The 26,070-nt window shown below is 56.5% G+C and carries 22 protein-coding genes and 3 tRNA genes; 8 read left to right on the top strand and 17 right to left on the bottom strand.

All coding sequences use genetic code 11. From position 1 onward, the window contains the following. Positions 1–470 precede the first annotated feature (470 nt). The 8 genes from K0A93_11950 to K0A93_11985 all read right to left on the bottom strand — a co-directional run bounded on the left by K0A93_11950 (position 471) and on the right by K0A93_11985 (position 9,533). Positions 471–1,499: a DUF932 domain-containing protein gene (locus K0A93_11950; protein MBW6512804.1), complete on the bottom strand. Its 1,029-nt coding sequence runs from the start codon at positions 1,497–1,499 to the stop codon at positions 471–473. Positions 1,500–1,532: 33 nt separating this feature from the next. Then, positions 1,533–2,543, bottom strand: coding sequence for a hypothetical protein (locus K0A93_11955; GenBank protein ID MBW6512805.1), 1,011 nt, complete (start codon positions 2,541–2,543; stop codon positions 1,533–1,535). Between the two features lie 26 nt (positions 2,544–2,569). Then, positions 2,570–2,923, bottom strand: coding sequence for a helix-turn-helix domain-containing protein (locus K0A93_11960; protein MBW6512806.1), 354 nt, complete (start codon positions 2,921–2,923; stop codon positions 2,570–2,572). Positions 2,924–3,186: 263 nt separating this feature from the next. Further along, a complete protein-coding gene (locus K0A93_11965) occupies positions 3,187–3,981 on the bottom strand; it encodes an ABC transporter permease (protein ID MBW6512807.1) in 795 nt (264 codons plus the stop codon). Continuing rightward, positions 3,971–4,915 carry an ABC transporter ATP-binding protein gene (locus K0A93_11970; protein ID MBW6512808.1) on the bottom strand — a complete coding sequence of 315 codons (945 nt, stop codon included), beginning with the start codon at positions 4,913–4,915 and terminating at the stop codon, positions 3,971–3,973. The genes K0A93_11965 and K0A93_11970 overlap by 11 nt, the downstream gene beginning before the upstream one ends. Next, entirely contained in the window at positions 4,912–7,575 is a 2,664-nt protein-coding gene (gene pepN, locus K0A93_11975; GenBank protein ID MBW6512809.1) for an aminopeptidase N, read from the bottom strand. Before pepN ends, K0A93_11970 begins: the two co-directional genes overlap by 4 nt. Positions 7,576–7,766: 191 nt before the next feature. Continuing rightward, the gene (asnS, locus tag K0A93_11980; protein ID MBW6512810.1) at positions 7,767–9,170 is read right to left on the bottom strand and encodes an asparagine--tRNA ligase; all 1,404 of its coding nucleotides are present in this window, start codon (positions 9,168–9,170) and stop codon (positions 7,767–7,769) included. Between the two features lie 189 nt (positions 9,171–9,359). Continuing rightward, on the bottom strand, positions 9,360–9,533 hold the full coding sequence (locus tag K0A93_11985) for a hypothetical protein (GenBank protein ID MBW6512811.1): 174 nt from the start codon (positions 9,531–9,533) through the stop codon (positions 9,360–9,362). A gap of 327 nt (positions 9,534–9,860) precedes the next feature. Here K0A93_11985 and K0A93_11990 point away from each other — a divergent pair, with 327 nt between their 5' ends. From K0A93_11990 to K0A93_12020, 7 genes are all read left to right on the top strand, one after another. Next, positions 9,861–10,847 carry a phosphate ABC transporter substrate-binding protein gene (locus K0A93_11990; protein ID MBW6512812.1) on the top strand — a complete coding sequence of 329 codons (987 nt, stop codon included), beginning with the start codon at positions 9,861–9,863 and terminating at the stop codon, positions 10,845–10,847. Positions 10,848–10,950: 103 nt separating this feature from the next. Further along, positions 10,951–13,179, top strand: a complete 2,229-nt coding sequence (locus K0A93_11995; protein ID MBW6512813.1) for an ABC transporter permease subunit — start codon at positions 10,951–10,953, stop codon at positions 13,177–13,179. A gap of 3 nt (positions 13,180–13,182) precedes the next feature. Beyond that, on the top strand, positions 13,183–14,784 hold the full coding sequence (gene pstA / locus K0A93_12000) for a phosphate ABC transporter permease PstA (GenBank protein ID MBW6512814.1): 1,602 nt from the start codon (positions 13,183–13,185) through the stop codon (positions 14,782–14,784). A gap of 16 nt (positions 14,785–14,800) precedes the next feature. After that, complete coding sequence (gene pstB, locus K0A93_12005; protein ID MBW6512815.1) at positions 14,801–15,583, top strand: phosphate ABC transporter ATP-binding protein PstB; 783 nt, start codon at positions 14,801–14,803, stop codon at positions 15,581–15,583. A gap of 12 nt (positions 15,584–15,595) precedes the next feature. Continuing rightward, positions 15,596–16,252 carry a phosphate signaling complex protein PhoU gene (gene phoU / locus K0A93_12010; GenBank protein ID MBW6512816.1) on the top strand — a complete coding sequence of 219 codons (657 nt, stop codon included), beginning with the start codon at positions 15,596–15,598 and terminating at the stop codon, positions 16,250–16,252. Positions 16,253–16,302: 50 nt separating this feature from the next. Continuing rightward, entirely contained in the window at positions 16,303–16,995 is a 693-nt protein-coding gene (locus tag K0A93_12015) for a response regulator (GenBank protein ID MBW6512817.1), read from the top strand. Continuing rightward, on the top strand, positions 16,992–18,764 hold the full coding sequence (locus K0A93_12020; protein MBW6512818.1) for a PAS domain-containing protein: 1,773 nt from the start codon (positions 16,992–16,994) through the stop codon (positions 18,762–18,764). The genes K0A93_12015 and K0A93_12020 overlap by 4 nt, the downstream gene beginning before the upstream one ends. Positions 18,765–19,069: 305 nt before the next feature. Here the strand turns inward: K0A93_12020 and K0A93_12025 are convergent, their stop codons facing one another. Next, positions 19,070–20,080: a DUF3187 family protein gene (locus K0A93_12025; GenBank protein ID MBW6512819.1), complete on the bottom strand. Its 1,011-nt coding sequence runs from the start codon at positions 20,078–20,080 to the stop codon at positions 19,070–19,072. Between the two features lie 310 nt (positions 20,081–20,390). On the opposite strand from K0A93_12025, the gene K0A93_12030 reads away from it, so the two are divergent. Next, positions 20,391–20,846 carry a phosphate-starvation-inducible PsiE family protein gene (locus K0A93_12030; GenBank protein ID MBW6512820.1) on the top strand — a complete coding sequence of 152 codons (456 nt, stop codon included), beginning with the start codon at positions 20,391–20,393 and terminating at the stop codon, positions 20,844–20,846. 267 nt (positions 20,847–21,113) lie between these two features. Here the strand turns inward: K0A93_12030 and K0A93_12035 are convergent, their stop codons facing one another. The 8 genes from K0A93_12035 to K0A93_12070 form a co-directional block, all read right to left on the bottom strand. Further along, on the bottom strand, positions 21,114–22,238 hold the full coding sequence (locus K0A93_12035; protein ID MBW6512821.1) for a Fic family protein: 1,125 nt from the start codon (positions 22,236–22,238) through the stop codon (positions 21,114–21,116). 294 nt (positions 22,239–22,532) lie between these two features. Then, positions 22,533–22,609 (bottom strand) — tRNA-Arg (locus tag K0A93_12040). Positions 22,610–22,674: 65 nt separating this feature from the next. Continuing rightward, a tRNA-Ser gene (locus K0A93_12045) sits at positions 22,675–22,764 on the bottom strand. 72 nt (positions 22,765–22,836) lie between these two features. Continuing rightward, positions 22,837–22,922, bottom strand: a tRNA-Ser gene (locus K0A93_12050). 87 nt (positions 22,923–23,009) lie between these two features. Further along, complete coding sequence (serS, locus tag K0A93_12055; GenBank protein ID MBW6512822.1) at positions 23,010–24,278, bottom strand: serine--tRNA ligase; 1,269 nt, start codon at positions 24,276–24,278, stop codon at positions 23,010–23,012. A 42-nt stretch (positions 24,279–24,320) separates the two neighbouring features. Continuing rightward, positions 24,321–24,914 carry an HD domain-containing protein gene (locus K0A93_12060; GenBank protein ID MBW6512823.1) on the bottom strand — a complete coding sequence of 198 codons (594 nt, stop codon included), beginning with the start codon at positions 24,912–24,914 and terminating at the stop codon, positions 24,321–24,323. Positions 24,915–25,059: 145 nt separating this feature from the next. Beyond that, a complete protein-coding gene (locus K0A93_12065) occupies positions 25,060–25,560 on the bottom strand; it encodes a hypothetical protein (protein MBW6512824.1) in 501 nt (166 codons plus the stop codon). A 193-nt stretch (positions 25,561–25,753) separates the two neighbouring features. Then, the coding region (locus K0A93_12070; protein ID MBW6512825.1) for a hypothetical protein at positions 25,754–26,070 on the bottom strand (317 nt) is incomplete at its 5' end.

Here is a 26,070-nt window from a genome sequence, read left to right on the forward strand (position 1 = left end):
CGGCAGAAGAAAACTCCACGGCAGTAAATGGTTTCAGATTTGAGCAGTGCGGATCCGGAGCGAGCACGCCCCGGCAATCTCGTGGCATGCTTGCGTCGGCACATGCAAAGGGGACTAAACTGTTACGATAATGCGCCGGGGTCTAGCATCCAATGTATCAGTCATTTTTCTTCATATCTCCCTGCTTGGAGCATTTGTTGATGGGAATGACCTCTGCCAGGGGGAATGCCTGATTGTTGTAAGGAGTTCGCTCCGGTCTCAGGATGCATTTCCCATGGCCAAAATCAATATAGTAGACGTTTCTGGCGACGTAAGCGGTTGGCCTCTCACTCATCGACTGAACTTTCTTGCCTATCCTGCTATTTTTCGGTTTCACAGCACAACTTCTCGATAAGCGGATTCATGCCATGCCCAACTCATTGATTTACAGATGTAAGAAGTTGTCTAATCTATGCTCTTGATTGCCCGCGCTAAGCCGCTTTCTTCTTCAGCAACGGTTGTATCACGTCGTCGATCTGTTCTTTCCAGACCAGCTGTTCCTGAATATCCTTTCGCTCTTTTGCCAACCAAGCCAGTGCCTGCACAACGGCGTAGACCGTGTTGCCCGGCAGAACTGCACCGGGCACAGGCTTCTCATTGATGACGGTCTTTTCGGTAGGCAAACCTTTTTCAAACGGATCGGCTAGAACTACATCATGTCCACTTTGCAAAATATGCCACGTACGTACAGCCGCTTTCACGCCCCAGCGTTTTGCCAGTGGACCATTAACCCACTTTTGCAGAGTATCTTTTGTGACCAACCGTTGTGCATTCTTGAGATAACGCTTTTTTTCTTGCGAAACAGTGGCTATGCCATCTTTTAAAATGTCTCCGATATCGCCAATCTCCATGGTTTTGTCATGTCGCTTTTGATACTCGGTTCGCTTTTTGACTATCATCATCCCGTTTGAGCAGACCAGCCTCAGCCAGCTCATAAAAATCATAAGTCGTGCGCTGCCTTCGACCGAATTGAAGCACTCCAGGCGTAAGAATAGCTTGTCTTCCGGATTTGTAACTGAAAAACCGTATCTCTCTGGAAAAACCAGGCTCAGATGCATTCTTTCGCCGAATGGGGTCAGTTTCAATTGAGTGGTTATTTCTTCGGATTGAACTTTCAGAGTGGGGAGGACGTTCAACACCTCGTCGAATACCTGATGGTGCTGCAATAAACAATATTGTGGCGAAACAATACCGATTGGCACAACGGGCACTTCTGTTTCTGTAGGCAGTGGAAGTCTGACGATGGTGTCGTAGTATGGGTTGACACCGGAGGGAATGATGGGACTTTCAAACAAGGTTTCTTCCCCTCGATAGATTGGTTTTTCCAAGGAAGAACCAAACGTCCGTTTTTCAAATTTCGGTACATAGGCTCGAACTTCTTCAAGGGAACCTTCATAGGAAGTGGTTGGTGAGGCAAACCACTTCTCGGTATCGGGTATTTTTACGTTGTTCTTCATCATCTACCCTCCTTTTTGTATTTTGAGTGCTGCGAGCTACCAATCTCCGTCCTTGATTTCGTCTTTTGCCGCTATCAGAATGGTTCTTTCCGGTTTTATCGGTTCGTTGTCGCCGAATAGGCCTTTCCCGAGTTTGAATGATTTTGCCGCAACACTGTCCAGGGACGAGAGAATTTTGGAGCCCTTCAGGGCTTTTGTCTCTGCATCGAAATACTCAAACCAGGGCAAGCCAGCCTCTGTATATTGTTTGGCAGTAGGTGGTTCGGTCGGTGGCTCCTTGCCGGTGATCTGCCGATAGGCTGCACTGTTGGCCAGGTGAATGAAACAGCGCGTTGTCGCTGACGTGTCCCAAACATGAATGCCATATTCATCCTCGTAAATCTCCTGCTGCATAAGCCCGCCGGGTGCCAAGCCCATATCGGAATCTTCGTGACGCTTTAACCCACGGCTGAACATTGGTCTGTCGCTGTCATCACATCGTTGGACCGGTGGAAATAATGTGTTGTAAATCTCCTTTTTCATCGGCGTCACACTGATCTGTATTCCGCCGCACTCTGCTTGTCCGTTCAGCTGCTCTTCAGCCGTAAAACCTTCACCCAAAGGCATGGCGACAAACTGACGGATCAAGCCCTCGCTGACACTGAAACCATCCAGCCAAGGCTGTTTGGGGACAACGACATAATCCTGCGGACAATCAGACAGCCCGTTGCTCCAAGGCTTTCCAGTCACTGCGTTGATCTTGCCGGCCGCAATCTTGACGGCACAGGGGTAGGAATTGCCCCAGTGAGAACGGCCAAGGTCGATCCATAATGCTTCTGACTGGTACATCGGCAGAAACACCCCTCCCCGCTTGCCCCACGAATCCGGCGTCCCCTCGGCATAGTCCTCAACATGGGATAGTGGAAATTTCCCCAATCCGGGAGGCAGCTTGTAAGAACGGTTGTCATCCGGGATTCTCAATGTACGCCGAAAAGCAATAGAGCGTTTGGCTTTTTCGTGCACGCCCGAGAAATCAAAAGTCAGAGTATCGTTTGATAAAGTTACCATAAACTTGTCCCTTCTCTGGTTGAAAATTACCAATCCCCGTCCTTCACCTCGCGAACAATTCTGAGGATTGCATGTTCAGGCATATCCTTGATCTGGCGTAAAAGATCAGCCATCAATTCAGGTCGCTGCAAAATAATCTCTTTCAACTCCTGTGACACCTTCCCCCCGATTGCCAGGAGAATGTCCGGGTTCTCGCCTAACTCATGGGCCAGCTTGAGAACCACTTGCTCTGAAGGTGGAGCCAGGCCGCCTCGTTCAATCTTGCTCAGATAGGTCGGCTCAATTCCGATACGACCCGCGACTTGACGAAGCGAAAAGCTCTTATCACTTTGAAGCAACTGCTCGCGCTTTTCCCTGATATAGCGACCAAATTCATTCATGTGTAGTAATTACTACACACTAAAGGCCTAGTCAAGGATTTAAAATACGTTGATAAACCGCAATGGCTTTGAAAAATCCTGACCGAAAACAATCGTGATATATACAGCCTGCAGCCTGTCTATACCTGTTTAAAGAGCATGAATGCCGTCGGTGATTATCTGATTGGCTTGTCCCTGCGGTTGATCCCCTCTGCTGTCCAGACGATAAAAACTTGCAGATGAAAATAAACTTGATCCATTAAAAACGTCAACGAAAAAACTCCTCAATTGCGCAACCGATATCCCTTGCCGATCAGCAACGCCGCGACGCTGAACAGCGCCGTCGCCATCGCGGCAACCACCCCGAACGCCACCGTGAAGGAGAGATCACCGACCCCGAGGATGGCGTGGCGGAAGCCGTCGATCAGGTAGAGCATCGGGTTGAGGTGCGAGAATCCGGCCCAGAACGGTGGCAGGATCGAGATCGGGTAGAAGACCCCGCCGAGGTAGATCAAGGGCAGGATCAGGAAGTTGGTGTACATCGACAGTGCATCGAAATCGTTGGCGATGATCGCGACGATCAGGCCGAACTGGGCGAAGAGGAAGCTGGCGAGGATCGCCATCAGGATTGCCGCGCCGGGGTGGACCCATGGCAACCCGGCGAAAACGGTGGAGATTGCCCAGACCGCGCACCCGACCGCCAGCCCCCGCAGCATCGCCGCCAACGTATAGGCCATGATGAATTGCGGCGGGGTAATCGGCGTCACCAGCAGATCGACCACATTGCCCAGATAGCGCGACATGAAGAGCGACGACGCGGTATTGGCGAACGAATTGTTGATCACCCCCATCAGGATCAGACCGGGGATGACGAACTGCGCGTAGCTGAATCCTTCGAGAACGCTGATGCGGTCGCCGAGGGTGGCGCCGAAGACAAAGAGATAGAGCGACGCGGTGATAATCGGGGTAATCAATGTCTGCGAGGCGACGCGCAAAAAACGCAGAATTTCCTTGTTGAACAGGGTCAGAAAAGGCAGCCAACGGTTAAAGGGCGGCAAACGGTCCACGTCATGCGCCATGGTTTTCTCCTCCGTTCCCGGCCCCGATGCCGGTCAGTTGCAAAAAGATGTCCTCCAGATGCGGCTGACGGGTGTCGACATCGACCACTTCGATGCCCGCCGCGCGCACCCGATCGAGAATTTCGCCGACGACGCTGTCGGTCGCCAGGGTCAGCTCCAGCGCCAGGCCATCATTGCTCAGTCGCGGGCTGAACTGCGCCAAGGTGTCCGGCATCACGGTCAGCGCCTCTTTCAGGGTTAGCTCAAGATGGCGTTGGCCGTGGCGGGCGGTCAGGTCAGCGGTCTTTTCGAGGGCGACCAGTTTGCCGTGATGCATGATCGCAATGCGGTCGCACATCTGCTCCGCCTCTTCGAGGTAGTGGGTGGTGAGCAGGATCGTCGTTCCCTGGGTGTTGATCTCGCGGACAAACTCCCACAGGGTATGCCGCAGCTCCACATCGACCCCGGCGGTCGGTTCGTCAAGAATCAGCAGGCGCGGCTTGTGGACCAGTGCCTTGGCAATCATGAAGCGGCGTTTGAGGCCGCCGGAAAGTTTGAACATCACCTTCCCCAGATGCGGACGCAGACCAAGCCGGTCGATGAGCAGATTGCGCCAGGCGGGATCATCGACAACGCCAAAGTATCCGGCATGAATCTTCAGCGCCCGCTCAATCGAAAAGAAGTTGTCGATGACAATCTCCTGATGCATCACTCCGGTCAGTCGCCGGGCGGTGCGATAGTCACGCCGGTTGTCATAGCCGAAGATTGATATTGTCCCGCTACCGATGCGGGTGACCCCGGCGACCATGTTGATGGTGGTACTTTTTCCGGCGCCGTTCGGTCCGAGGAGACCAAAGATCTCCCCCGGTTTGATGCTCAGGGTAAGGTTATCGACGACTGTGGGGCCACCGTAGTTTTTCTCCAGATTGCGAATATCGAGGGCAAGGCAGCTCATTGAGTTTCCCCTGCGACACAATCAGTCAGGCTTTTGCTGACGATTTCCCGCACATCGCGCGACAGTTCGGCGACCGCGGCGATCCGTTCGAGTTGCGCTTTCATCAGCGCGCGACGGTCTTCATCATAGCGCTGCCAGCGGCTCAAACAACCGGCCAGGCGTGCCGCGACCTGCGGGTTGAGGGGATCGACCGCCAGCACCTGATCCGCAGCAAAGCGATAACCGGAACCGTCGGCGGCATGAAAGGCGGCGGGGTTGGCCGCGCAGAAGGTGCCGATCAGCGCCCGCACTTTGTTCGGATTTTTGATTGTGAAGGCGGGATGGGAGAGGAGCTCGATGACGTTGCCAAGGGTTGCATCTCCCGGCGCGGTGGCTTGCAGGGCAAACCACTTGTCGACCACCAGCGGATCGTTCTGCCAACGAAAATAGAAGGCGGCCAATGCCTCTTCGCGCTCCGGACGCGCCGCATGAGCCAGCGCGCCAAGGGCAGCGAGAACGTCGGTCATATTGTCGCTGTCGGTGAACTGCTGTTGAGCCAGGGTGACGCCCTCATCTTCTTCAAGAACCATCAAATACGCCAGACAGATATTGCGCAACGCCCGCCGCCCGATCGCCGCCGCGTCAAGGGTGAAGGGGCCGTTGTCGGTCAGCTCCAGATAACGCTGGCGCAATGTCGGGCGCAGCGCCCGTGCCAGTTCCCGCCGTACAAACGTGCGTGCAGCATGGATCGCCCCGGGATCAACCACCTCCTGCTGTTCCGCCAACCAGGTTTCGGTCGGCAACGCCAACGCCCGGGCGACCAGCGCCGGATCGGTCGTCTGATCCGCCAGCACCTGACCAAAGGCTTCAATCAGGAGCGGCTCCAGCACCAGGGGTTTCCCTGCCGTCGCGGCCGCCACCAGCCGCAGCAGGATCCGGTTCGCCAACTGTTGCCCGGCTTCCCAGCGGTTGAAGCTGTCGCTGTCGTGCGCCAGACGGAAAGCCAGGTCCCCCTCTGCTTCGTTGATCGCCAGCTTGACCGGTGCGGAAAAACCGCGTAGCACCGAAGCAACCGGGCGCTCGGGGACCGCCACAAAGGTAAAGGTCTGCTCCATTTCAGTCAGCCGCAGCACCCGCGTGGTCGCGGCGGCGGGGCTCGCCTCGTCTGCCAGTTGCAGCGGCAGATCGGTGCCATCACCACCAAGCAGACCGACCGCCACCGGAATCAGTTGCGCCAACTTCTGTGGCTGGCCGGGGGTCGGCGGCAGCTCCTGGCGCAAGGTCAGGGAAAAGGTCTGTTGCGCGGCGTCGTAGCGCGACTGCACCTGAACGGTCGGGGTGCCGGCCTGATCGTACCAGCGTTCGAACTGGCCGAGGTCCGCATGATTGGTGGTCGCCATCGCGCGGAGAAAATCCTCAATCGTTGCCGCCGCGCCGTCGTGTTTTGCCAGATAATGACACAACCCGGCGCGAAACCCGTCACGACCGAACAAGGTCTGATACATGCGGATCACTTCCGCCCCCTTGTTGTAGATGGTGGCGGTGTAAAAATTGTTGATCTCCTCATAACTCGCCGGACGCACCGGGTGCGCCATCGGCCCGCTGTCTTCGGGGAACTGACCGTTGCGCAACGTCTGCACATCGTCGATGCGCTTGACGGCGCGGCTGGTCATGTCAGCGGTAAATTCCTGATCACGGAAGACCGTCAACCCTTCCTTGAGACTGAGTTGAAACCAGTCACGACAAGTGACCCGGTTGCCGGTCCAGTTGTGAAAGTATTCGTGGCCGATAACCTCTTCAATGGCGACAAAATCGGCATCGGTCGCGGTCTCGGGACGGGCCAGAACGTACTTGGAATTGAACACGTTGAGCCCCTTGTTCTCCATCGCCCCCATGTTGAAGTCGTCGACGGCGACGATCATGTAGATATCGAGGTCATATTCGAGCCCGTAGGTCTCCTCGTCCCACTGCATCGCGTGCTGCAACGCACGCATGGCGTGGGCGCATTTATCCTGATTGCGTTCCTCGACATACAGGCGCAGCGCCACCTCGCGCCCGGAGCAGGTGATGAAGCGATCTTCAATGCAGACCAGAGCCCCCGCCACCAGTGCAAAGAGGTAGCTCGGCTTCGGAAACGGATCTTCCCACACCACCCGCTGCCGCCCGTCGCCAAGATCGCTGGACGCCACCGGGTTGCCGTTGGAGAGCAGGATCGGATATTTATCGCGGTCGGCATCGATGGTGACGGTAAAACGGGCCGAGACGTCGGGACGGTCGGGGTAGTAGGTGATCTTGCGAAACCCCTGCGCCTCGCATTGGGTGCAGAACTTGCCGTTCGAGGTGTAAAGCCCTTCGAGGGAAGTATTCCCCCCCGGATTGATCTCGGTCGTTACCCTGAGGACGAACTGCTCTGGAACCGCGTCGATCCGTAACGTTTCGGCATCAACCGTGAAGCGTTCCTCGGGAACAGCCACCTCATCGATCAGCAATTCACGCAGCGTCAGCTGCCGCCCGAAAAGAACCAGCGCTCCCCCCGGCCCGGCGGGATTGCGCCGCACGCTGAGGCGCGAGCGAACGATGGTTGCCGCTTCGTCAAGCTCGAAGTGCAGTGCCACGCTGTCGATCAGATAAGCGGGCGGGGTGTAGTCCTTGAGGTAGATTGTCGCTGGTGCGGTCGTCATGTGGTGGTCACTTTCATGGGTTGTTATTGGGTAGAACTTGTTTCACCACGGAGGGCACGGAGGACACGGAGGAAAACCAGGTTATGGGTAAATTCCCTGTTACCTGGCAGCTTCGGGTAAAAGATTTTGAAGTGATCAAATACATTGACCTTCTCCGTGTTCTCCGTGCCCTCCGTGGTGAAAATAAAAGATTAAAATCTGGCATTCCCTGGCGTGCGCGGAAAGGGGATCACATCGCGGATATTCTCCATCCCGGTCACATACATCAGCAACCGTTCAAAACCGAGCCCGAAGCCGGCGTGGGGGCAGCCGCCCCAGCGGCGGATATCGCGATACCAGTTAAGGGGTGCCGGATCGATACCGCAGGTACGCATCCGCTCATCGAGGACATCGAGGCGTTCTTCACGCTGGCTGCCGCCGATCAGTTCGCCAACCCGTGGCACCAGCAGATCCATCGCTGCGACCGTCCGGTCGTCGTCGTTGCGGCGCATGTAAAACGCCTTGATCTCCTGCGGATAATCGGTGACGAAAAGCGGGCCGCCGATCACCTCTTCGGTCAGGTAACGCTCGTGCTCCGATTGCAGATCGCGCCCCCAGGCCACCGGAAACTCAAATGTACGGTCGGCTTTTTCGAGCAGTTTGACCGCTTCCGTATAGGTGATCGTTTCAAAGGTCGCCTGCGCCAGCGCTTCGAGTTTGGCGAGCAGCCCTGTTTCAATCCGCTCGTTGCAAAAGGCCAGATCTTCGTTGCACTCGTTGAGGGCAAAGGTGACAAGATAACGTAAAAACGCCTCGGCCAGTTGACAATCGGCGGCCAGATCGGCAAACGCCATCTCTGGTTCAATCATCCAGAACTCGGCGGCGTGGCGGCTGGTGTTGGAATTTTCGGCGCGAAAGGTCGGCCCGAAGGTGTAGATGTCGGAAAAAGCAGTGGCGAAGAGTTCCCCCTCCAGCTGACCACTGACGGTCAGCCCGGTGCGCTCAGCGAAGAAGTCCTGGCGATAATCGATCTGTCCTGCCACGCGCGGCGGCTGCTCCGCATCGAGGGTGGTAACACGGAACATCTCCCCCGCCCCCTCGCAATCGCTGGCGGTGATGATCGGCGTCTGCACATAGAGAAAACCATGCTCGCGGAAGAATTGATGCACCGCGAACGCCAGTGCGCTGCGGATGCGAAAGACCGCGCCGAAGGCGTTGGCGCGCGGGCGCAGGTGCGCGATCTCACGCATGAATTCAAACGAATGGCGTTTTTTCTGCAGCGGATAATCTTCATCCGCCGTGCCGAGGATGGCCACCAATGTCGCTTGCAGCTCCCATTGCTGCCCTGCGGCGGGAGAGGCGACCAGCGCCCCGGTGACGGCCACACAGGCCCCGGTGCCAAGGCGCGAAACTTCCTCATAATTGGGCAGTTCGGGATCGAGCACGATCTGTAAGGTGGCGCAACAGGAACCGTCGTTGAGGGCGATAAAAGCGACATCCTTGCCGCGCCGGACGGTGCGCGCCCACCCTTTAACGGTAAGTTCCGTTAGCGGGGCGACGGCGGCGAGGAGCTGCTTGATCGGGGTGCGGCCAGTGAAGGTGGTGACGTCGGTCATGATGTAGTCCTTTTGTTCTTGCCTCAAGCGAGCATTATTGCGGATTTGGACGGGGGATGCAAATTGAATTGTAATAACCGTCCAGGCAACAGGGCGACACCGACATTCTGGATTCAACGTAAAGGGACTGATTTAGCGGAGAAACATCGCGCGCAGCCGCCTTGTCAGTGGCGGTTGCGCTGAAGATATTTATTCTTCGCGACCGAGATGCTCCTGATAACGTTCTTCAATAATCAGCGCCGGTTTGATCAAAAGGGTCACAACAAAGAGTCCGACCGCGAATATTCCCAAGGTTATCCAGCTTCCGGCAAAAAGCAGACTTGATTTGGGCAACAGCCCGGCAACTGCTGACTGAGTCGTCATGCTTTTGTCAAGAGTTGAGACCTGACCCTGTGCTTCGCCCGAACACATCGAAGACGTCAGGTCAAATCGACGGGCAAGCGCCCCCCTCACTGATTACTAGCCCGGCGCTAACACAACCCTCACAATTGACGATTATTTTTATAACGGCGTAGAAAAAAACGTCATAAATAAATGCTAAACTTTTCAACCAGCCTGTTTTTATCAACTTCTCACACCGCTCTAACCGGGGGCTAACAAAGGCGGTCAATACTGGCACCACTGCAAACAACAACCGTGTCGCCGGATCACCCCGGTGAGAAGACAAGCACACGCAAAAGGAGAAAACAGATGTTCAATACCAGCAAAAAACTGATCCTGATGAGCATTTTCAGTATCACCGTCGTCGCCATGATGGCGAGCGCCAGCTTTGCCGTGCAGATCAAGGTCGATGTCAATTTGAGCGATTACGTCAAAGTTCAGGGCGTCGCCGGGAATCTCGGCAGTGTCGGTTCCGACACCCTCAACAACCTGATGACCTTCTGGGCCGAGTCGTTCCGCAAGAAATACCCCAACGTCAATATCCAGATCGAAGGCAAGGGCTCCAGCACCGCCCCTCCCGCGCTGATCGAGGGCACCTCACAGCTGGGTCCCATGTCACGGAAAATGAAGAACAAGGAAGTCGAGGCGTTTGAAGCCAGGTACGGTTTTAAGCCGACCCTGATCGGGGTGGCGCTCGACTCCCTCGCCATCTACGTCAACAAGGACAACCCGCTCGACACCCTTGATCTGAAAGATGTTGACGCGATCTTTTCCAAAACCCGTAAAGGGGGCGCTGCCGCGGATATTTCAGCCTGGGGGCAAGCGGGGCTGAAGGGTGAATGGGCACGCAAGCCGATCAGCCTCTACGGCCGCAACAGCGCTTCCGGCACCTACGGCTACTTTAAAGAAAAAGCCCTCTTCAAGGGCGATTACAAAGATACCGTGAAAGAGCAGCCAGGTTCTGCGTCGGTCGTCCTCGGTGTCACCGAAGACCTCAGCGGCATCGGCTACTCCGGGATCGGTTACAAGACCTCGGGGGTCAAGGCCATCGCCCTGTCAAAAGGGGGCGGAGAAGCCTATGCACCGACCTACGAGAACGTGTTGAGCGGCAACTACCCGCTGGGGCGTCTGCTCTATATCTACGTTGCCAAAGAGCCGAACAAGCCGCTGCCGAAGCTGGTCAAGGAGTTCCTGACCTTCGTCCTCTCCAAAGAAGGACAGGAGATCGTTGTTAAAGACGGCTACCTGCCGTTGACCGCAGCCGTTGCCGCCAAGCAACGTGCGTTGCTTGACTGAGTGGATGCGGTGAGCTTGCCGCTGATCATTGGCACAAACGCAGATTCCGTCGTCACCAGTCAGGGCGACGGAATCTGCCGTTGTCAAAACCGGGATCTGCTTCATGAATAAGAACTTCAGCCGCCGCGCCAAACGCACCGACACCCTCGCCAAAGTGGTCATCTCCTGCGGCGGCGTCCTGGTTATCTTCTGTGTCGTCTTCATCCTCGCCCTGATCGCCGGCACGGCGCTCCCTCTCTTTCAATCTCCTCGCGCCGACATCGTCGCCAGCTTTCCCCTGCCGCAACAGCCACAGCAAGAGGTGCTGGCGCTCGGCGTTGACGATTATCTTGAATCCGGATTTTTCATCGATCGTGGTGGGGTCTTCAATTTTTTTGAAGTTCGTCACGGCAAAGGGACTGACCAATACCCGGCACCGCAGCCCGCTCCCGATTCAAAGCTGCTTGCAATCGATCGCTATGGCCAGATGCAGTTCGGGCTGCTCTGGCAGGACGGCACGCTGACGCTCGAAAAGGTTATTTTTCAAGCGTTCTTTGACGAGGCCAACGAAAATCAACGTTCGATTGTGCACCGCGTCACCCGCGAAACGACATTCCCCCCCGGCGAATTTGGCCTGCCGCTACGTTCCCTGGGACGACTCGGTGAAGACGGCCGCCGCACCCGTATCGACCTGCTGGCGGACGGCCAGCTGGTGGTAACGCAGCTCGCCGTAAATGAAAACTTTCTCGGCGAGGTCGAAGCAGAGCACTTCAGCGAAACCCTCGACACCGCCGAGCAGCAGATCACCGCCCTGACCATCAACCGGCAAGGCACGGAACTGTACGCCGGCACCGCGACCGGGACACTGCTGCGCTGGTCGCTGGAAGAGCCCGGCGAAGCGGTCCTGCGCGACGCGTTGACTGCCTTTGACGATCAGCGTCCGATCACCGCGCTGGGGCTGGTTTTCGGTGACTACAGTCTGGCGGTGGGGGACGCACAGGGCGAGGTCAGCACCTGGTTTCCGGTGCGCATCGCCAAAAACAGCGCCCGCAAGGTGCTCAGGCGGATTCATGATCTGACCCCGCACGCGAACGCGATCACCGACATCCAACCCTCGCTGCGCGACAAGTCGCTCCTTACTCTGGGGCGCAACGGCGTGTTGAACCTCGACCACATGACCAGCGAACGCCACCTGCTCAGCTTCGGCGAGCGCGCCCCGCTGACCCACTATGCCATCAACACCCGCGGTGACGGCGTCGTTGGGCTCACCGCAAACAGCACCACCTGGGTCTGGAAGCTTGACAATCCGCACCCTGAAGTGAGCTGGAAAACCCTCTTCGGCAAGGTCTGGTACGAGGGGTACGACGCCCCCGAATATGCCTGGCAGTCGTCCTCGGCGAGTGACGATTTTGAGCCGAAATTGAGTCTGACGCCGCTGATCTTCGGTACGCTCAAGGGCACCTTCTACGCCATGATTTTCGCCATTCCGCTGGCGCTCTGCGGGGCGATTTACACCAGTCAGTTCTGTCGCCCGCGGCTGCGCCAGACGATCAAACCGGCGATTGAAATCATGGCGGCGATTCCGACCGTGATCATCGGTTTCCTCGCCGCCCTGTGGCTGGCGCCGCTGATCGAAAGTTCGCTCGGGGCGGTCTTTCTGTCGTTCATTTTTATCCCTGCCGGGCTGATGATCGCCATCATCGTCTGGCAGCAGTTGCGCCAGCACAAACCGCTCAAACAGATCGAAAACGGTTTCGAATTTCTGGCCATTGTACCGGTGCTGCTCCTCACCTTCGCGGCGGCAGCGACCCTCGGGCCGCTCGCCGAGAAGCTCCTCTTCGCCGGTGACCTGCGGCAGTGGCTGTTTCAGGAAATGGGCACCCGCTACGATCCGCGCAACTGTCTCGTCATCGCCTTCGGGATGGGGTTTGCGGTCATTCCGATCATCTTCACCATCGCCGAGGATTCACTCTCCAACGTCCCGCCAGCGCTGAAGGCCGCCTCCCTTGCCTGCGGCGCGAGCCGCTGGCAGACGGTCTGGCGGGTGATCCTCCCTTCCGCCAGCCCCGGCATCTTCGCCGGGACCATGATCGGCTTCGGTCGTGCGGTCGGGGAAACGATGATTGTGCTGATGGCGACGGGGAACACGGCGATCATCGAGTTAAGTATCTTCAATGGCATGCGCCCGCTCTCCTCGAATATTGCCGTGGAAATCCCCGAAGCGCCGTTCGGCGGCACCCTCTATCGCACCCTCTTTCTGTCGGCGGTGATCCTGTTTCTGATGACCTTTGTGGTCAATACCGTGGCCGAGGTGATCCGCCAACGGCTGCGCAAAAAATACGGACGGTTTTAGGCTATGAGAAGAAACTACTGGAAAATCGGCGAACCGTGGGTGTGGGCAACCGGCGCTGCGCTGAGCGTCACCTTGCTGATCGCCGTTACCCTGATCGCCGTGATCATGGTCAACGGTCTCGGCGTCTTCTGGCCGGGGAAGCTGCAACAACTGGAACTGAAAGACGGCAGCAAACTCCTTGGCGAGCTGATTCAAAGTGAACCGGTCCATCGCGGCGAGGGGTTGCGGCGGCAGTACAAGATCGCCAACCGTGATCTTTACGGCCTCGATTTCCGCTGGATCGACGAAACCGAGATCCTCCGTGCCGACCATCCCGCTACCGCCATCGTCCTCGAACGGGAGGAGAACGGCGACTTTTTCGGTTTCCTCGACTCTGTCTACGCCAGCGGGCTGGAACTCCCCGCCGGAGCCGCCCCGTATGCACAACTGAGCGCGGCGCTCGATCAGGTCAGCGCCATGAAAGCCGCCGGGCACGCTACCGATCAGCAACTCTCCACCGCCAGTTATCGCCTTGAACAGCTCCGCCGTGACCAGCTCAAGGCCGAGTATCAAGGGGTCGACCCGCGTTCCTCTTCCTATCAGGAGCTGCTCTACGAGCAGGAGCGCCTCAAGGCCGATTTTGAACAGTTGGTTGAACAGCAGCGTAAGGCGCAGACGAACCTGCGCCAGTACCAGTCGACCTTCAGCGACGCCAACGGACGCACCAGGAACATCGTGCTGGCCGACATCGTTCAGGCCTACCGGCCCAATCAACTGGCCTGGCACCAGCAGGTCTTCTTCTACGCCGCCAAGCTCAAGGAACTGATCGTTGGTGAGCCGCGCGAATCGAACACCGAGGGCGGCCTTTTCCCGGCGATCTTCGGCACCATCATGCTGATCTTCACCATGAGTCTCTTCAGTTTTCCCCTCGGCGTCATCGCCGCGATCTACCTGCGCGAGTACGCCAGAGAAGGGTTCATCGTGCGGGTGGTGCGCATCGCCGTCAACAACCTGGCCGGAATTCCCTCGATCGTCTACGGTATTTTCGGTCTTGGCTTCTTCGTCTACGGTATCGGCAGTAACATCGACAAACTGTTTTTCCCTGAACAGCTCCCGACCCCGACCTTCGGCACCGGCGGCATCCTCTGGGCCAGCCTGACCCTGGCGCTGCTCACCGTGCCAGTCGTCATTGTCGCCACCGAAGAAGCTCTCGGCGCGATCCCGCGCGAATTCCGCGAAGGTTCGCTGGCCCTTGGCGCGACCAAATTTCAGACCCTGCTGCGGATTTTGCTGCCGATGGCCTCCCCCGGCATCATGACCGGGCTGATCCTGGCGATGGCCCGCGCCGCCGGTGAAGTCGCGCCGTTGATGATCACCGGCGTGGTCAAGCTGGCTCCGGCGCTGCCGATCGACGGCAATTTTCCGTTCTTCCACCTCGACCGGAAATTCATGCACCTTGGTTTTCATATCTTCGATATCGGCTTCCAGTCACCGAACGTCGAAGCCGCCAAACCGATGGTCTTCGTCACCACCCTGTTGCTGGTGCTGATCGTCCTGGCGCTGAGCAGCCTTGCAATATGGCTTCGTAACCGGATGAAAAAACGCTATACTTTCAGCACCTTCTGAATAGAGGATGATTAATATGCCAACCACCGCACCACAACCCACCGTCGCACCGATCATCGCGGTCGAAAATGTTGACTTCTTCTACGGTCCGACCCAGGCCCTCCACGGGATCAACCTCAACTTTCCGCGCAAACAGGTGACGGCCCTTATCGGTCCCTCCGGCTGCGGCAAGTCGACTCTGTTGCGCTGTTTCAATCGCATGAACGACCTGATCGACAACATCGACGTGCGCGGCAGGATCACCCTTAATGGTGACGATATCTACGCGTCGACCACCGATGTCATCGAACTGCGCCGCCGGGTCGGGATGGTCTTCCAGAAGTCGAATCCATTTCCGAAATCGATCTATGAGAATGTCATTTACGGCTTGCGCATTGCCGGGGTGAAAGACAAGGCGGTGCTGGATGAAGCAGTCGAACGCAGCCTCAATGGGGCGGCGCTGTGGGATGAGGTCAAGGACCGTCTCCACAACTCGGCACTCAGCCTCTCCGGCGGCCAGATGCAGCGCCTCTGCATCGCCCGGGCGATCGCGGTCAACCCCGAGGTGATCCTGATGGATGAGCCGTGCAGCGCCCTTGACCCCAAGTCGACCGCGCGGGTCGAAGAGCTGATCGGTGAGCTGCGCGAGGAATTCACTATCATTATCGTCACCCACAATATGCAGCAGGCGGCACGGGTTTCCGATTTTACCGCTTTCCTTTATGAAGGGTTTCTGGTTGAATTCGGACAGACCGATAAAATGTTCATGAAACCAAAGAATAAGCAGACTGAAGATTACATCACTGGCCGTTTCGGCTGAGGAGTTAGTGCGATGACAAGTTTTTTACACAAAGAATTGGCCGCTTTGCAAAAACAGCTCCTGACGCTGACCGCGCTGGTCGAAGAAAGTGTGCAGCTTTCGTTCAAGGCGCTGACCGAGCGGGATGTAGTGCTGGCAAATAGATTGATTGCCGCCGACGATACGATCAATCGTATGGAAGTTGAACTCGAAGAAGAATGCCTGAAGATTCTCGCCCTGCACCAGCCGGTGGCCAACGATCTGCGCACCATTGTGGCGATCCTGAAGATTAACAACAATCTGGAGCGCATCGCCGATCAAGCGGTCAACATCTCCGAGCGGGCGGTGGCGGTGGCAAAAGCCGCCCCGATCGAGTCCCCCCTGGTCCTCGCCGACATGGCGAAACGGGTCATCGCGATGCTCGGCAAGGCCCTTGACGCGCTGGTCGATTCCGATCTGGAACTGGCCAACACCGTCCTGCGGCTGGATGACGAAGTCGATGCCCTGCATGGGCGCAACTACAAGCTTTTTACCAGTTATGTGCGCGGCAACCCGGAAAAGATCGACACGATCCTCAATTATCTGACGGTGTCACGCCACTTGGAGCGGATCGCTGATCTGGCCACCAATATCGCCGAGGATGTTATCTATCTCAACGAAGGGACAATCGTCCGCCACACAATTGCCTGACGCCGCCGTCACCAACGACGCAAACGGTTCCGTGACCGGGAGACCCATTGATGAAAGCACGCAAAATCCTCATTATTGAAGACGAGGAGGATATTCTCGCCCTGATCCACTACAATCTGACGCGAGAGGGGTACCAGCCGACCGGCACCATGACCGGCGAGGAAGGCCTCGCCGCCGCGCGGAACCAGCGCCCCGATCTGATCCTCCTCGACCTGATGCTGCCGGGGATCGACGGCATCGAAGTCTGTCGCCGTCTGCGCACAGCGCCGGAGACTGCTGATGTCCCGATTATCATGCTCACCGCCAAGGGGGAAGAAGCCGATATCATCCGCGGCCTCGAAGTGGGGGCCGATGACTACATGACCAAGCCGTTCGGTTCACACGTGCTCCTCGCCCGGATCAAGTCGGTGCTGCGGCGTGTCGGACGCACGGTCGAAGGGGGGGAGGAAAAGCCCCTGAAACTCGGTGGTCTGCTCATCCACCCCGGCCGCAATGAGGTGCTGATCGACGGCACGCCGACCGAGCTGACCTTCTCCGAATTCAAGCTCCTCCATTTTCTGGCCCGCCGCCCCGGCTGGGTCTTCACCCGCAGCCAGATCGTCGACGCGGTGCATGGCCAGGATTACCCGGTCACTGATCGTTCGGTCGATGTGCTGGTCGTCGGACTGCGCAAAAAGCTTGCTAAACGTGGTCGCGTTATAGAAACGGTACGCGGCATCGGTTACCGCTTCAGTGACTCATGATGAAACCGCAACGCCTCCTCTGGCATCTCTATGGCACGTTTTTGCTCCTGATACTCGCTGCGATCATCACCGTCACCTGGTATATTTCGGGCACGCTGCACGATTTTCATGTCACTCAGATCCGGCAAAACCTGATCGTTCAGGCACATCTGGTTGTCGATCGCGTGACCGGAAAACTGGACGCAAAAAATTCCACCGAACTTGATCTGCTCAGCAAGCATCTCGGTGAGCTGACCGGCACCCGCATTACCCTGATCCTTCCCGACGGCAAGGTGATTGCGGACTCCGAAGAGCTCATTTACCGGATGGACAATCATGCCGGGCGACCGGAGATCACCGCCGCCCTGAGCGGCGTCACCGGGGTCTCGACCCGCTTCAGCCAGACTTTGCAGCAGACCCTGATGTACGTGGCGGTGCCGGTCTTCAGCGGCAAGAAGATTACCGGCAGTGTCCGCACCGCGCTGTCAATCGCCACCATTGAGGAGGCCCGCGCCGCAGCCCATCGAAAAATTATCGTTGCCAGCGGGGGGATTGCGATTATTGCCGCGCTCTTCAGTCTGTGGCTGGCCCGCCGTATCAGCCAACCGCTGGAAAGCATGCGGCGCGGCGCCGAACGCTTCGCCCTCGGCGCATTCGATACCCACCTCACACTCAGCAGTGGCGTTGTCGAGCTTACCGCCCTCAGCGGGGCGTTGAACAATATGGCCGGGCAGCTTGAACAGCGTTTCCAGTCGATCAAAAATCAACGCAACGAACTCGACGCGGTTCTCTCCAGCATGATTGAAGCGGTGATCGCGGTCGACCGTGACGAACATATCCTGCGCCTCAATTCCGCCGCCGCCCATCTGTTTGGTGTGCAACAGCACTCGGCCATCAACCGCCCGGTGCAGGAGGTGTTGCGCAAGGCGACCCTGCAACAGTTTATCCGTGAAACCCTGGCCGCCGAAGAACCGCTGGAACGCGACCTGACGCTGCTGGTTGACGGCGTCGAACGGCATCTTCAGACGCGTGGCACCGCCCTGAAAAACTCCCGCAACGAACGGATCGGGGCGCTGATTGTCATCAGTGATGTCACCCGCCTGCGGCGGCTGGAAAACCTGCGCCGCGATTTTGTCGCCAATGTCTCCCACGAACTGAAGACGCCGATCACCGCGATTCGTGGCTGGGCGGAGACGCTGCGTCATAACGATCCGGAGACGCATGAAAAGGCGATTGACGTCATCCTCCGCCAGTCCGACCGGCTGAACGATATTTTTAACGATCTACTCGACCTGTCACGCCTCGAAGAGGAGCAGGAACGCTCGGCCATCGCGCTACAGCCGGTGCTGCTACCGACGATCTTTGAGAGCGTCGTCACGGCGCGTTCAGTCGAACTGCGCGAGAAAGACCTGGTCGCCGTTGTGCAGTGCGATCCCCGCCTCAAGGTCAACTGCGCCCCGTTGATGCTGGAGCAGGCCGTCGCGAACCTGCTCGGTAACGCGATCAAGTACAGCCCGGCAGGGGGACGCATCATTCTGTCAGCCGAGCGGTCAGCGGAGCAGCTCGTGATCACGGTCGAGGATTTCGGCTGTGGCATTCCCAACGAACACCTGCCGCGCCTCTTCGAACGCTTCTACCGCGTCGACCCCGCCCGCAGCCGCGCCCTCGGCGGCACCGGCCTCGGCCTGGCGATCGTCAAGCACATCGCGCAGATTCATGGCGGCAGCGTTGAGGCGCAGAGTAGCGTCGGAGAGGGAAGTACTTTTTCAATCATTTTGCCCACTGTTTAGCTCATTCTGTGGGAGCGGCTTCCCAGCCGCGAACGGATCGCGTCAATGAGCTGACAACCAACGTCCGAAAGCGCCGGTCAAAACCGGCGAGGTGTAGCGAATAAAAGAGTCGTACGGTGAAGGCGTAGCGAACCACACCGGCCCCGCGTCATGCGTCGGCTATCCGGGAAGGGTCATGAGGGGTCTCAACTCTTGACAAAAATATTAAGGATCCGTCAGAAGTTGAGACTTGACCCTATTGAGGGTGTGCTGATCTCCCGTAATTTCCCCATGAACTGTCACTAAAGTACGACCGCGGCGCGAAATCAGAAAAAATATCCCCAGCCGAAGTGCAAACCGAAATCGCGACTGTTGTCGAAACTTATGGCGTTTTCAATGATCCCGAACTCTATTTGACCGAGCGTCACAGTTCGATATTTGAGCCCGAGATGAACCTCGTGGGAGGTCTCATCCAGCCCCTTGATGTTTTCAACTGCCGACTCACATTGCATGTACTGGATCAGGAGCGTCAGCCGCTCCGAGTAGTCGTAGCCGCAGGCAATCAGGCCGTTGAACTGGTGATTTTCAAGGACGACGTATGTGCCCGGCCAGAGATCGTTCAACCGGGTCTGGTCGTAGTGTGAGTAGGAACCGATAAGATGCAGATACCACTTCGGGGTCAGACGTTTGCCGAGCCCCAGTGAAAAACCGTAATCGATCGGGTGGTCATCGGTAAAGCCGCCAGCGGTTTCGAAACCGTAGCGTACCGAGGTTGAGAGATTCACCGCCGGGAGCAGGCCGTTGCTGCGGGTCAGTTCGTAGCTGAGCAACAGTGTGGCACCGCTGTTGTTGAAAGTGTCCGCACTGTTTTCCTCGACGGTCAGGCCGATGCGACCGATCCGGCTCTGCCCTTTCGATGCCTGGTCGCGACCGTTCTGGTGGATCGACAGGGCATCGTGAAAGCCTTGAATAAAGCTGTCCATCTGGCCGCCAAAGTAGCTGCGGTGGTCGTACGCCAGGGCGAGTGCCAGGCGGTCGTTCAGGCCGTAGCCGACTGTCATGCGGATATCGAGCAACTCGTAATCGAGATAGTAACTTTCTTCCTCGGCCCAGATGTTTGACCAGGTGGCGAGCAGAAATGTCCCCCAGCCCGGCGTGACCGAACCGGCGGCAACCGAGGGAATAACCATGCGTAGGCTCTGCAGGGGGGATTGGGAACGCATGTGCAGGATTCCGGCACCGGTGTTATCCTCGGCTGCCAGAGGCGGTGCGGCAATGAGCCTCAGGAGGCAGAGCAGGATAACTACTTGCGTGACGTTGCGGCCAGAACAGCTCACTGCAGCTCCAGGAGGGTGTCGGTTCATTATGTGGTGCCGGGCTTTTTCGGGAATAGTACCAAATTATGTTAATACTGTCGCGAAACAATCGAAATCGCTCTTGCCATTGCCGTAAATCGTTTGATCCTCCCGATCCCGTTTCGATCCCGATTTCGACAACAGCCTCAGCCAAGCGTTACGTCGTCACCGGCAAAACTGATTGATTTTACCGGAAGCTCACCCAAACCACATCCCCCGCCAACAATTGTCTGTCACCCTTCTGGCTTGGAACATATCTTTTATCGCAACACAGAAACAAAGGGGTGGCCACATGTACCGCGACACGATCAAGGATGCCACCGGCATCTGCTTTGAAACCATTTGTCAAACTATTCTCAGTATTCTGCTGCTGGTTCTGCTGGCGGGCATCGCCCTTGGCGTCGGACTTACGGCGATTGACCTGATCGCGGCCATCAGCCGAATGTCCCACGAAGCGGGGCTGCACGAGGCGCTGAAAGAACTGGTCGTCAACGTGCTCATGGTGCTGGCGGTGCTGGAATTGTTCCGCACGGTCAAGGCCTACTTCAGCGAAGGGCGTGTCAAGGTCACCTACATCATCGACACCGTCCTGGTCGTGGTCATCACCGAGATTATGGGCTTCTGGTACCGCGAGGTTGAGGTCGAGCGGGTCGCCCTGGCCATCGCGCTGGTCGTCGCCCTGATGGGGGTGCGGATCATGGCGATTCGCTTCTCGCCCAAGCGGCGGGAGTTGATGGACGGACTCTGATTCGACCTTTGCCTTGCCCTGTGGGAGCGGCTTCCCAGCCGCGAATACCTGACAATGTCAAGCAAAGTTTTCGCGGCTGAAAGCCGCTCCTACAGCAGAAAGGGGATTCTGTGGACAGTTTATAGAATTGAAATGCGACGGTTGCGTATACTGTTCTCAGAATGTTCACGCGTCACAAAATAGAGTGATGACGCGGCGCTGCGTGGTGCTCAGGTTGGCCGATAGTTATGAATGATAGTTATTGAAGGCATAAATAACGCCTTTCTGTTATCTGAACAGGTCCAGATAACTGTCGAATACGTAATGCTTTCCGCGTTTGCCGCCAGTAATCTCTTTCAGGATACCGAATCGTTCCAGATCGGCAATCAACTTGTACGCCGACGCTGGAGATATTGCCGCGACCTCGCCAACCTTGGCGGCATCTACCAATGGCTTTTGATAAAGGTAGTAAAGGATTTTCTGGGCATTGGCGGCTCGGCTGCCAAGGGCCTGGATCTGTGCTTCAACCTGCTTCTGGAGTTTCAGAATATTGTCAAAGGTCTTGATACTGTTTTTGGCCGTCTCGATAACGCCCACCAGGAAGAATTTATACCAGCGCAGAAGGTCGTTTTTCTCCCTTACTCGCATCAGATTGTCATAGTACAGGGTTCGATTGCGTTCGAAAAAATCTGAAAGATAGAGGACCGGCTGTTTCAATATTCCTTTACTGACCAGATACAGGGTAATCATCAGTCTTCCAACCCTGCCGTTGCCATCCAGAAACGGATGAATTGTTTCAAATTGGTAATGCACCAGCGCAATTTTCAACAACTCCGGGTAATGTAGCTCCTGGTTATGGACAAACAGTTCAATGTCGCCGATCAGCTCGTCGACAGATGTGTAAACGGGCGGAACAAAAACCGCATCGTCAATGGTCGCGCCACCGATCCAATTCTGGATTTTTCTGAACTCCCCCGGCAGTTTGTGCTCGCCGCGCACCCCCTGCAGCAGGGTTTCATGTGTTTCCTTAATCAGACGAGCCGAAAATGGCAGAGCCTGCAACCGTTCGATTGCCTTGTTCATCGCGGCAACGTAATGCTGCACTTCTTCCCAATCATCGCGCTTATCCAGAGCAACATCCTCCTTTTCCAGGAGCGCCTCCTCCATGTTGGTCTGCGTGCCTTCAATCTTGCTGGACTGGGTTGCCTCCTTCAGCACGTGCATTTTGATGAACAGTTCAAGATTGGGGATATATTCCGAGTACATATCCAGCCGCCCCAGCTCGCGATCCGCCTGTCCAAGAAGCTGAATCAACGCCACGTCGTTCAGTAGCCAGGGCCGGTTGATAAGGCTGGGTTGAAAGCTTTGGTAATAACCCTGCTTGACATACTGACCAGCCTGAAAGTTCTTCATGTCGTCCGCACCCCCTATGGAAATAGAATATCCACGCTGATTATTTTAGATAATAGACAAAAACTAAAATAACGCAACCGACTAATTCAGTTTTCTGTGTTGTCCCTTCATATCAACCGTATCCTCCCGGTGAGCAGTTCTTTCATCAAACTGCCGGGCCTTGGCGAATTTTTCTTCCAGCGCGGCGATATCGGCACCCATATCGGATAGAAGTTATCGGAACCGCCACCGACACTCCGGCGCTGAAAACAACAAAGGACTTAGCTCATTATCGAGCTAAGTCCTTGATTTTAATGGCGCGCCACGAGAGATTCGAACTCCCGGCCTTCTGATCCGTAGTCAGACGCTCTATCCAGCTGAGCTAGTGGCGCAAAGATGGCGGATTATGGCCCAACTTGTATCTCATGTCAACCATCAAAGTTGACTGTGGTGTAAATGGCGGAGAGGGAGGGATTCGAACCCTCGGTACAGTTGCCCGTACAACACCTTAGCAGGGTGCCGCCTTCAGCCGCTCGGCCACCTCTCCGTAATACATCCCTGTTCTGCAACAACGGATTTTTGATATAGCATAATCGCTGCTGACAGACAAGTTTTAAACTGGCGGAGGAGGTAGGATTCGAACCCACGGAACTTTCGTTCAACGGTTTTCAAGACCGCCGCCTTAAGCCACTCGGCCACTCCTCCGGAGATTTATTATGCTGTCATTCCCCTCGATTGAGGCGTGAAGATACTCGATTTCAGCGACAAACTCAACTGCTTTCTCGTCCCGCCCTAGCCAATTTTTTCCACTCCGCCCAGGTAGGGGCGCAACACCTCGGGGATCAGTACCGAACCGTCGGCCTGCTGGCAGTTTTCCAGAACCGCCACCAGTGTCCGTCCCACCGCCAGCCCCGAGCCGTTGAGGGTGTGGACAAACTCCGGCTTGCCGCCCGCTTCACGGCGGAAGCGGATGTTGGCGCGACGGGCCTGGAAATCCCCGAAGGTGGAACAGGAGGAGATTTCACGGTAAACTTGCTGCCCCGGCAGCCAGACCTCAATATCAAAGGTGCGGGCAGCCGAGAAGCCGATATCGCCGCTGCACAGATCAACGACCCGGTACGGCAGGTTGAGCAGTTGCAGAACGGTTTCGGCATTTTTCAGCAGCTTTTGCAGCTCGGCGTCCGATTCTTCGGGGCGAACAAACTTGACCAGCTCGACCTTGTTGAACTGGTGCTGGCGAATCAGGCCACGGGTGTCACGGCCGTGGGAACCGGCTTCCTTGCGAAAACAGGGGGTGTAGGCGGTGTAACACAGCGGCAATTCGCTCTCGGTCAGGATTTCATCGCGGTGAATGTTGGTCACCGGCACCTCGGCGGTGGGGATGAGGAAGAAATCGATGTCGTCGGTGTGAAACAGGTCGTCTTCAAACTTCGGCAACTGTCCGGTTCCGGTCATCGATTCGCGATTGACCAGAAAGGGCGGCAGGGTTTCGATGTAGCCGTGGCGGTCGGTGTGCAGATCAAGCATGAAGTTGATCAACGCCCGTTCGAGTCGCGCACCGAGCCCCTTGTAGAGGGTGAAGCGGGCACCGGCAATCTTGACGCCGCGCTCGAAATCGAGGATGTCGAGCTGCTCCCCGAGATCCCAATGGTTGAGTGGTTTGAACTCGAATGTGGTTGGCGTCCCCCAGGTGGAGACTTCAACGTTGTCCTCTTCGGAGGTTCCGAGCGGACATGCGGCGTGCGGCAGATTCGGCAGGGTCAGCAAGAAATCACGCAAGTCGCCCTCGACACTCCGCAGCTCCTCGTCAAGTTCCTTGATGCGATTCGAGACCTCTTTCATGCGCACGATCTCGCCCTGCACCTGGCTCTTGTCCTTGGTCTTGCCGATCAGCGCCGAGACCGTATTGCGTTCAGCCTTGAGCGCTTCCGCTGCGTTGAGCAGGTCGCGGCGGCGCTGGTCCAGGCCGTTAAAAGTCGCCAGGTCGGGGGTGGTGCCGCGGGTCGCCAGCGACTGGCTCACTGTCTCCAGATTGTCACGTAGATATTTGCCGTCAAGCATGCTGTTTCCTCGCTAAAAACGTCTTAAGAACGCGTAGTTCTATCACTTCTTGTCCGCGCCGTCAACCCGCCCGTTGACCCACCACTCGGCGGGCTCGTTTGCGAACCACCAGCGGCTCGAATCGGTCGACCAGATCCGTTCCGCCAGCTCCTTGGCGGCCTCGGTTTGCAGCCGTTTGACCGAAAAAGGATACCATTCCGCCGCATTGCGGTTGCCGAGATCGTAATATTCCTTGAGCGCCAGAATCATTTCGAGTTGATCAGCATCGTGCGCCACCCGCGCTTCAAGCGTCTCATTCGCCGTAAACTCGGCCAGCAGCGCCCGGTACTCGTCCCCGAACGGGATGGTTTTAGCCAGATCATCAACCGCCAGCGCTTCATCGACGCTGACATATTTTTTGTTCACATAGTTCAGATCGCCGGTGCGCGCCTCGGGCAGGTCGTGAAAAAGACAGAGTTTCAACACCCGGTCCTGATTGACCCCCGCAACCTGCGAGGCCAGACAGTAGCCGGTCATCGCGGTGCGAAACGAATGCTCCGCCACCGATTCATCTCCCGAGCCGAGAAATTGAAAACCACTACGCGGGGTGCGTTTGAGCATCCCGACTTCAAAGAGAAAATTGGCGAGGTTTTCCATGAGTGCACCCGTTCGTTGAGCGGAACCAACCGGGTGTCGGTTCCTGTTGTCCCTGTATAGCATGGATTGAAGCGCTTGAACAGTTTCGGTTGGAGCCATTAGAAGCAGACCTGCGGGGGGGGTAATGAGGAGAAAAATCTGTCGATTACAATAAGTGTACATCAAGCCCTGAAGTGCCCCATTGCTCACTCTGTTGCTGCAAAAGCCCGCCTGCACTCGGTGCGATAATGATCTGTCCGGAACGCCGCGCGATCCAGTCATTGCGTCTGGCTGCAAGTTCGGCTGTTAAACGTCTTTTGGTGTCCTCCATACTGACAACTGCAACGGTTCCATTGTGAATGCCAGACAACCAATCAGAAGAGAGGCGCTGTTGGTCAAACTTGCGGGCTAAGACGATCACGCACGGTGCCTTGGCAGTAAGCAAGACTTTGAGCACCGACTGTTCCAGAGAAGAATGAAAACCGCTGATCACGGGATTTTTGGTACGGGCTTGCTCGATGGCCCAGTCCATTGCCGCGCGAATTGTCGTGCCGGGGCATTGGCGGGAGGCGAAGAAGGCGGTCAGGGGCTGATCAAGCAGGGCAGCGTTACCGAGTCCCTGTTCACCCCCATCCAATGACCAAAAAGATAATAAAAGTTTTCTCATATATTTGATTTTATTGATCTTTTAGGAATTTTAAAGTTTATTATCCTGCGTGATAAATAATAAACCACGCCTTTCGCATGCCAGAGTCAGAGCTCTTAGACCTCTTGACCACAGCCGTGCATTGTACCGGTCAAAAATTCGAATCAGATAATTAACAAATGAGTATTGCTTTGATATTAATACGTTTTTTCGATTAATTTATTTTATTATCTTCCTCGTCAGATAATAAAGCTCCTTGTGCCGGGGGGTGGGCAGGCTTGACGTAAGAGGTGTAGCGCTTGGCCGTCACCGTCAGTTGTCCCAGCACCCCTTGATCGACGCGGCTACCCCTACCGTTTGTGGAACACCGAATGATTGATGAAAAAAAGAGGGACAATTCAAATTGCGTATTCCGAGCCAATTCCGCCACTGATTCCGACGCAAATCGTCCACCCGTTCCGATCCAATTCGTCCACTGATTCCGATTGAATTCGGCCACCCATTCCGACGGCAATTCGTCCAATTTTTTCC

The organism is Desulfuromonadaceae bacterium (genome assembly GCA_019429445.1).
Classification (GTDB): Bacteria; Desulfobacterota; Desulfuromonadia; order Desulfuromonadales; family JAHYIW01; genus JAHYIW01.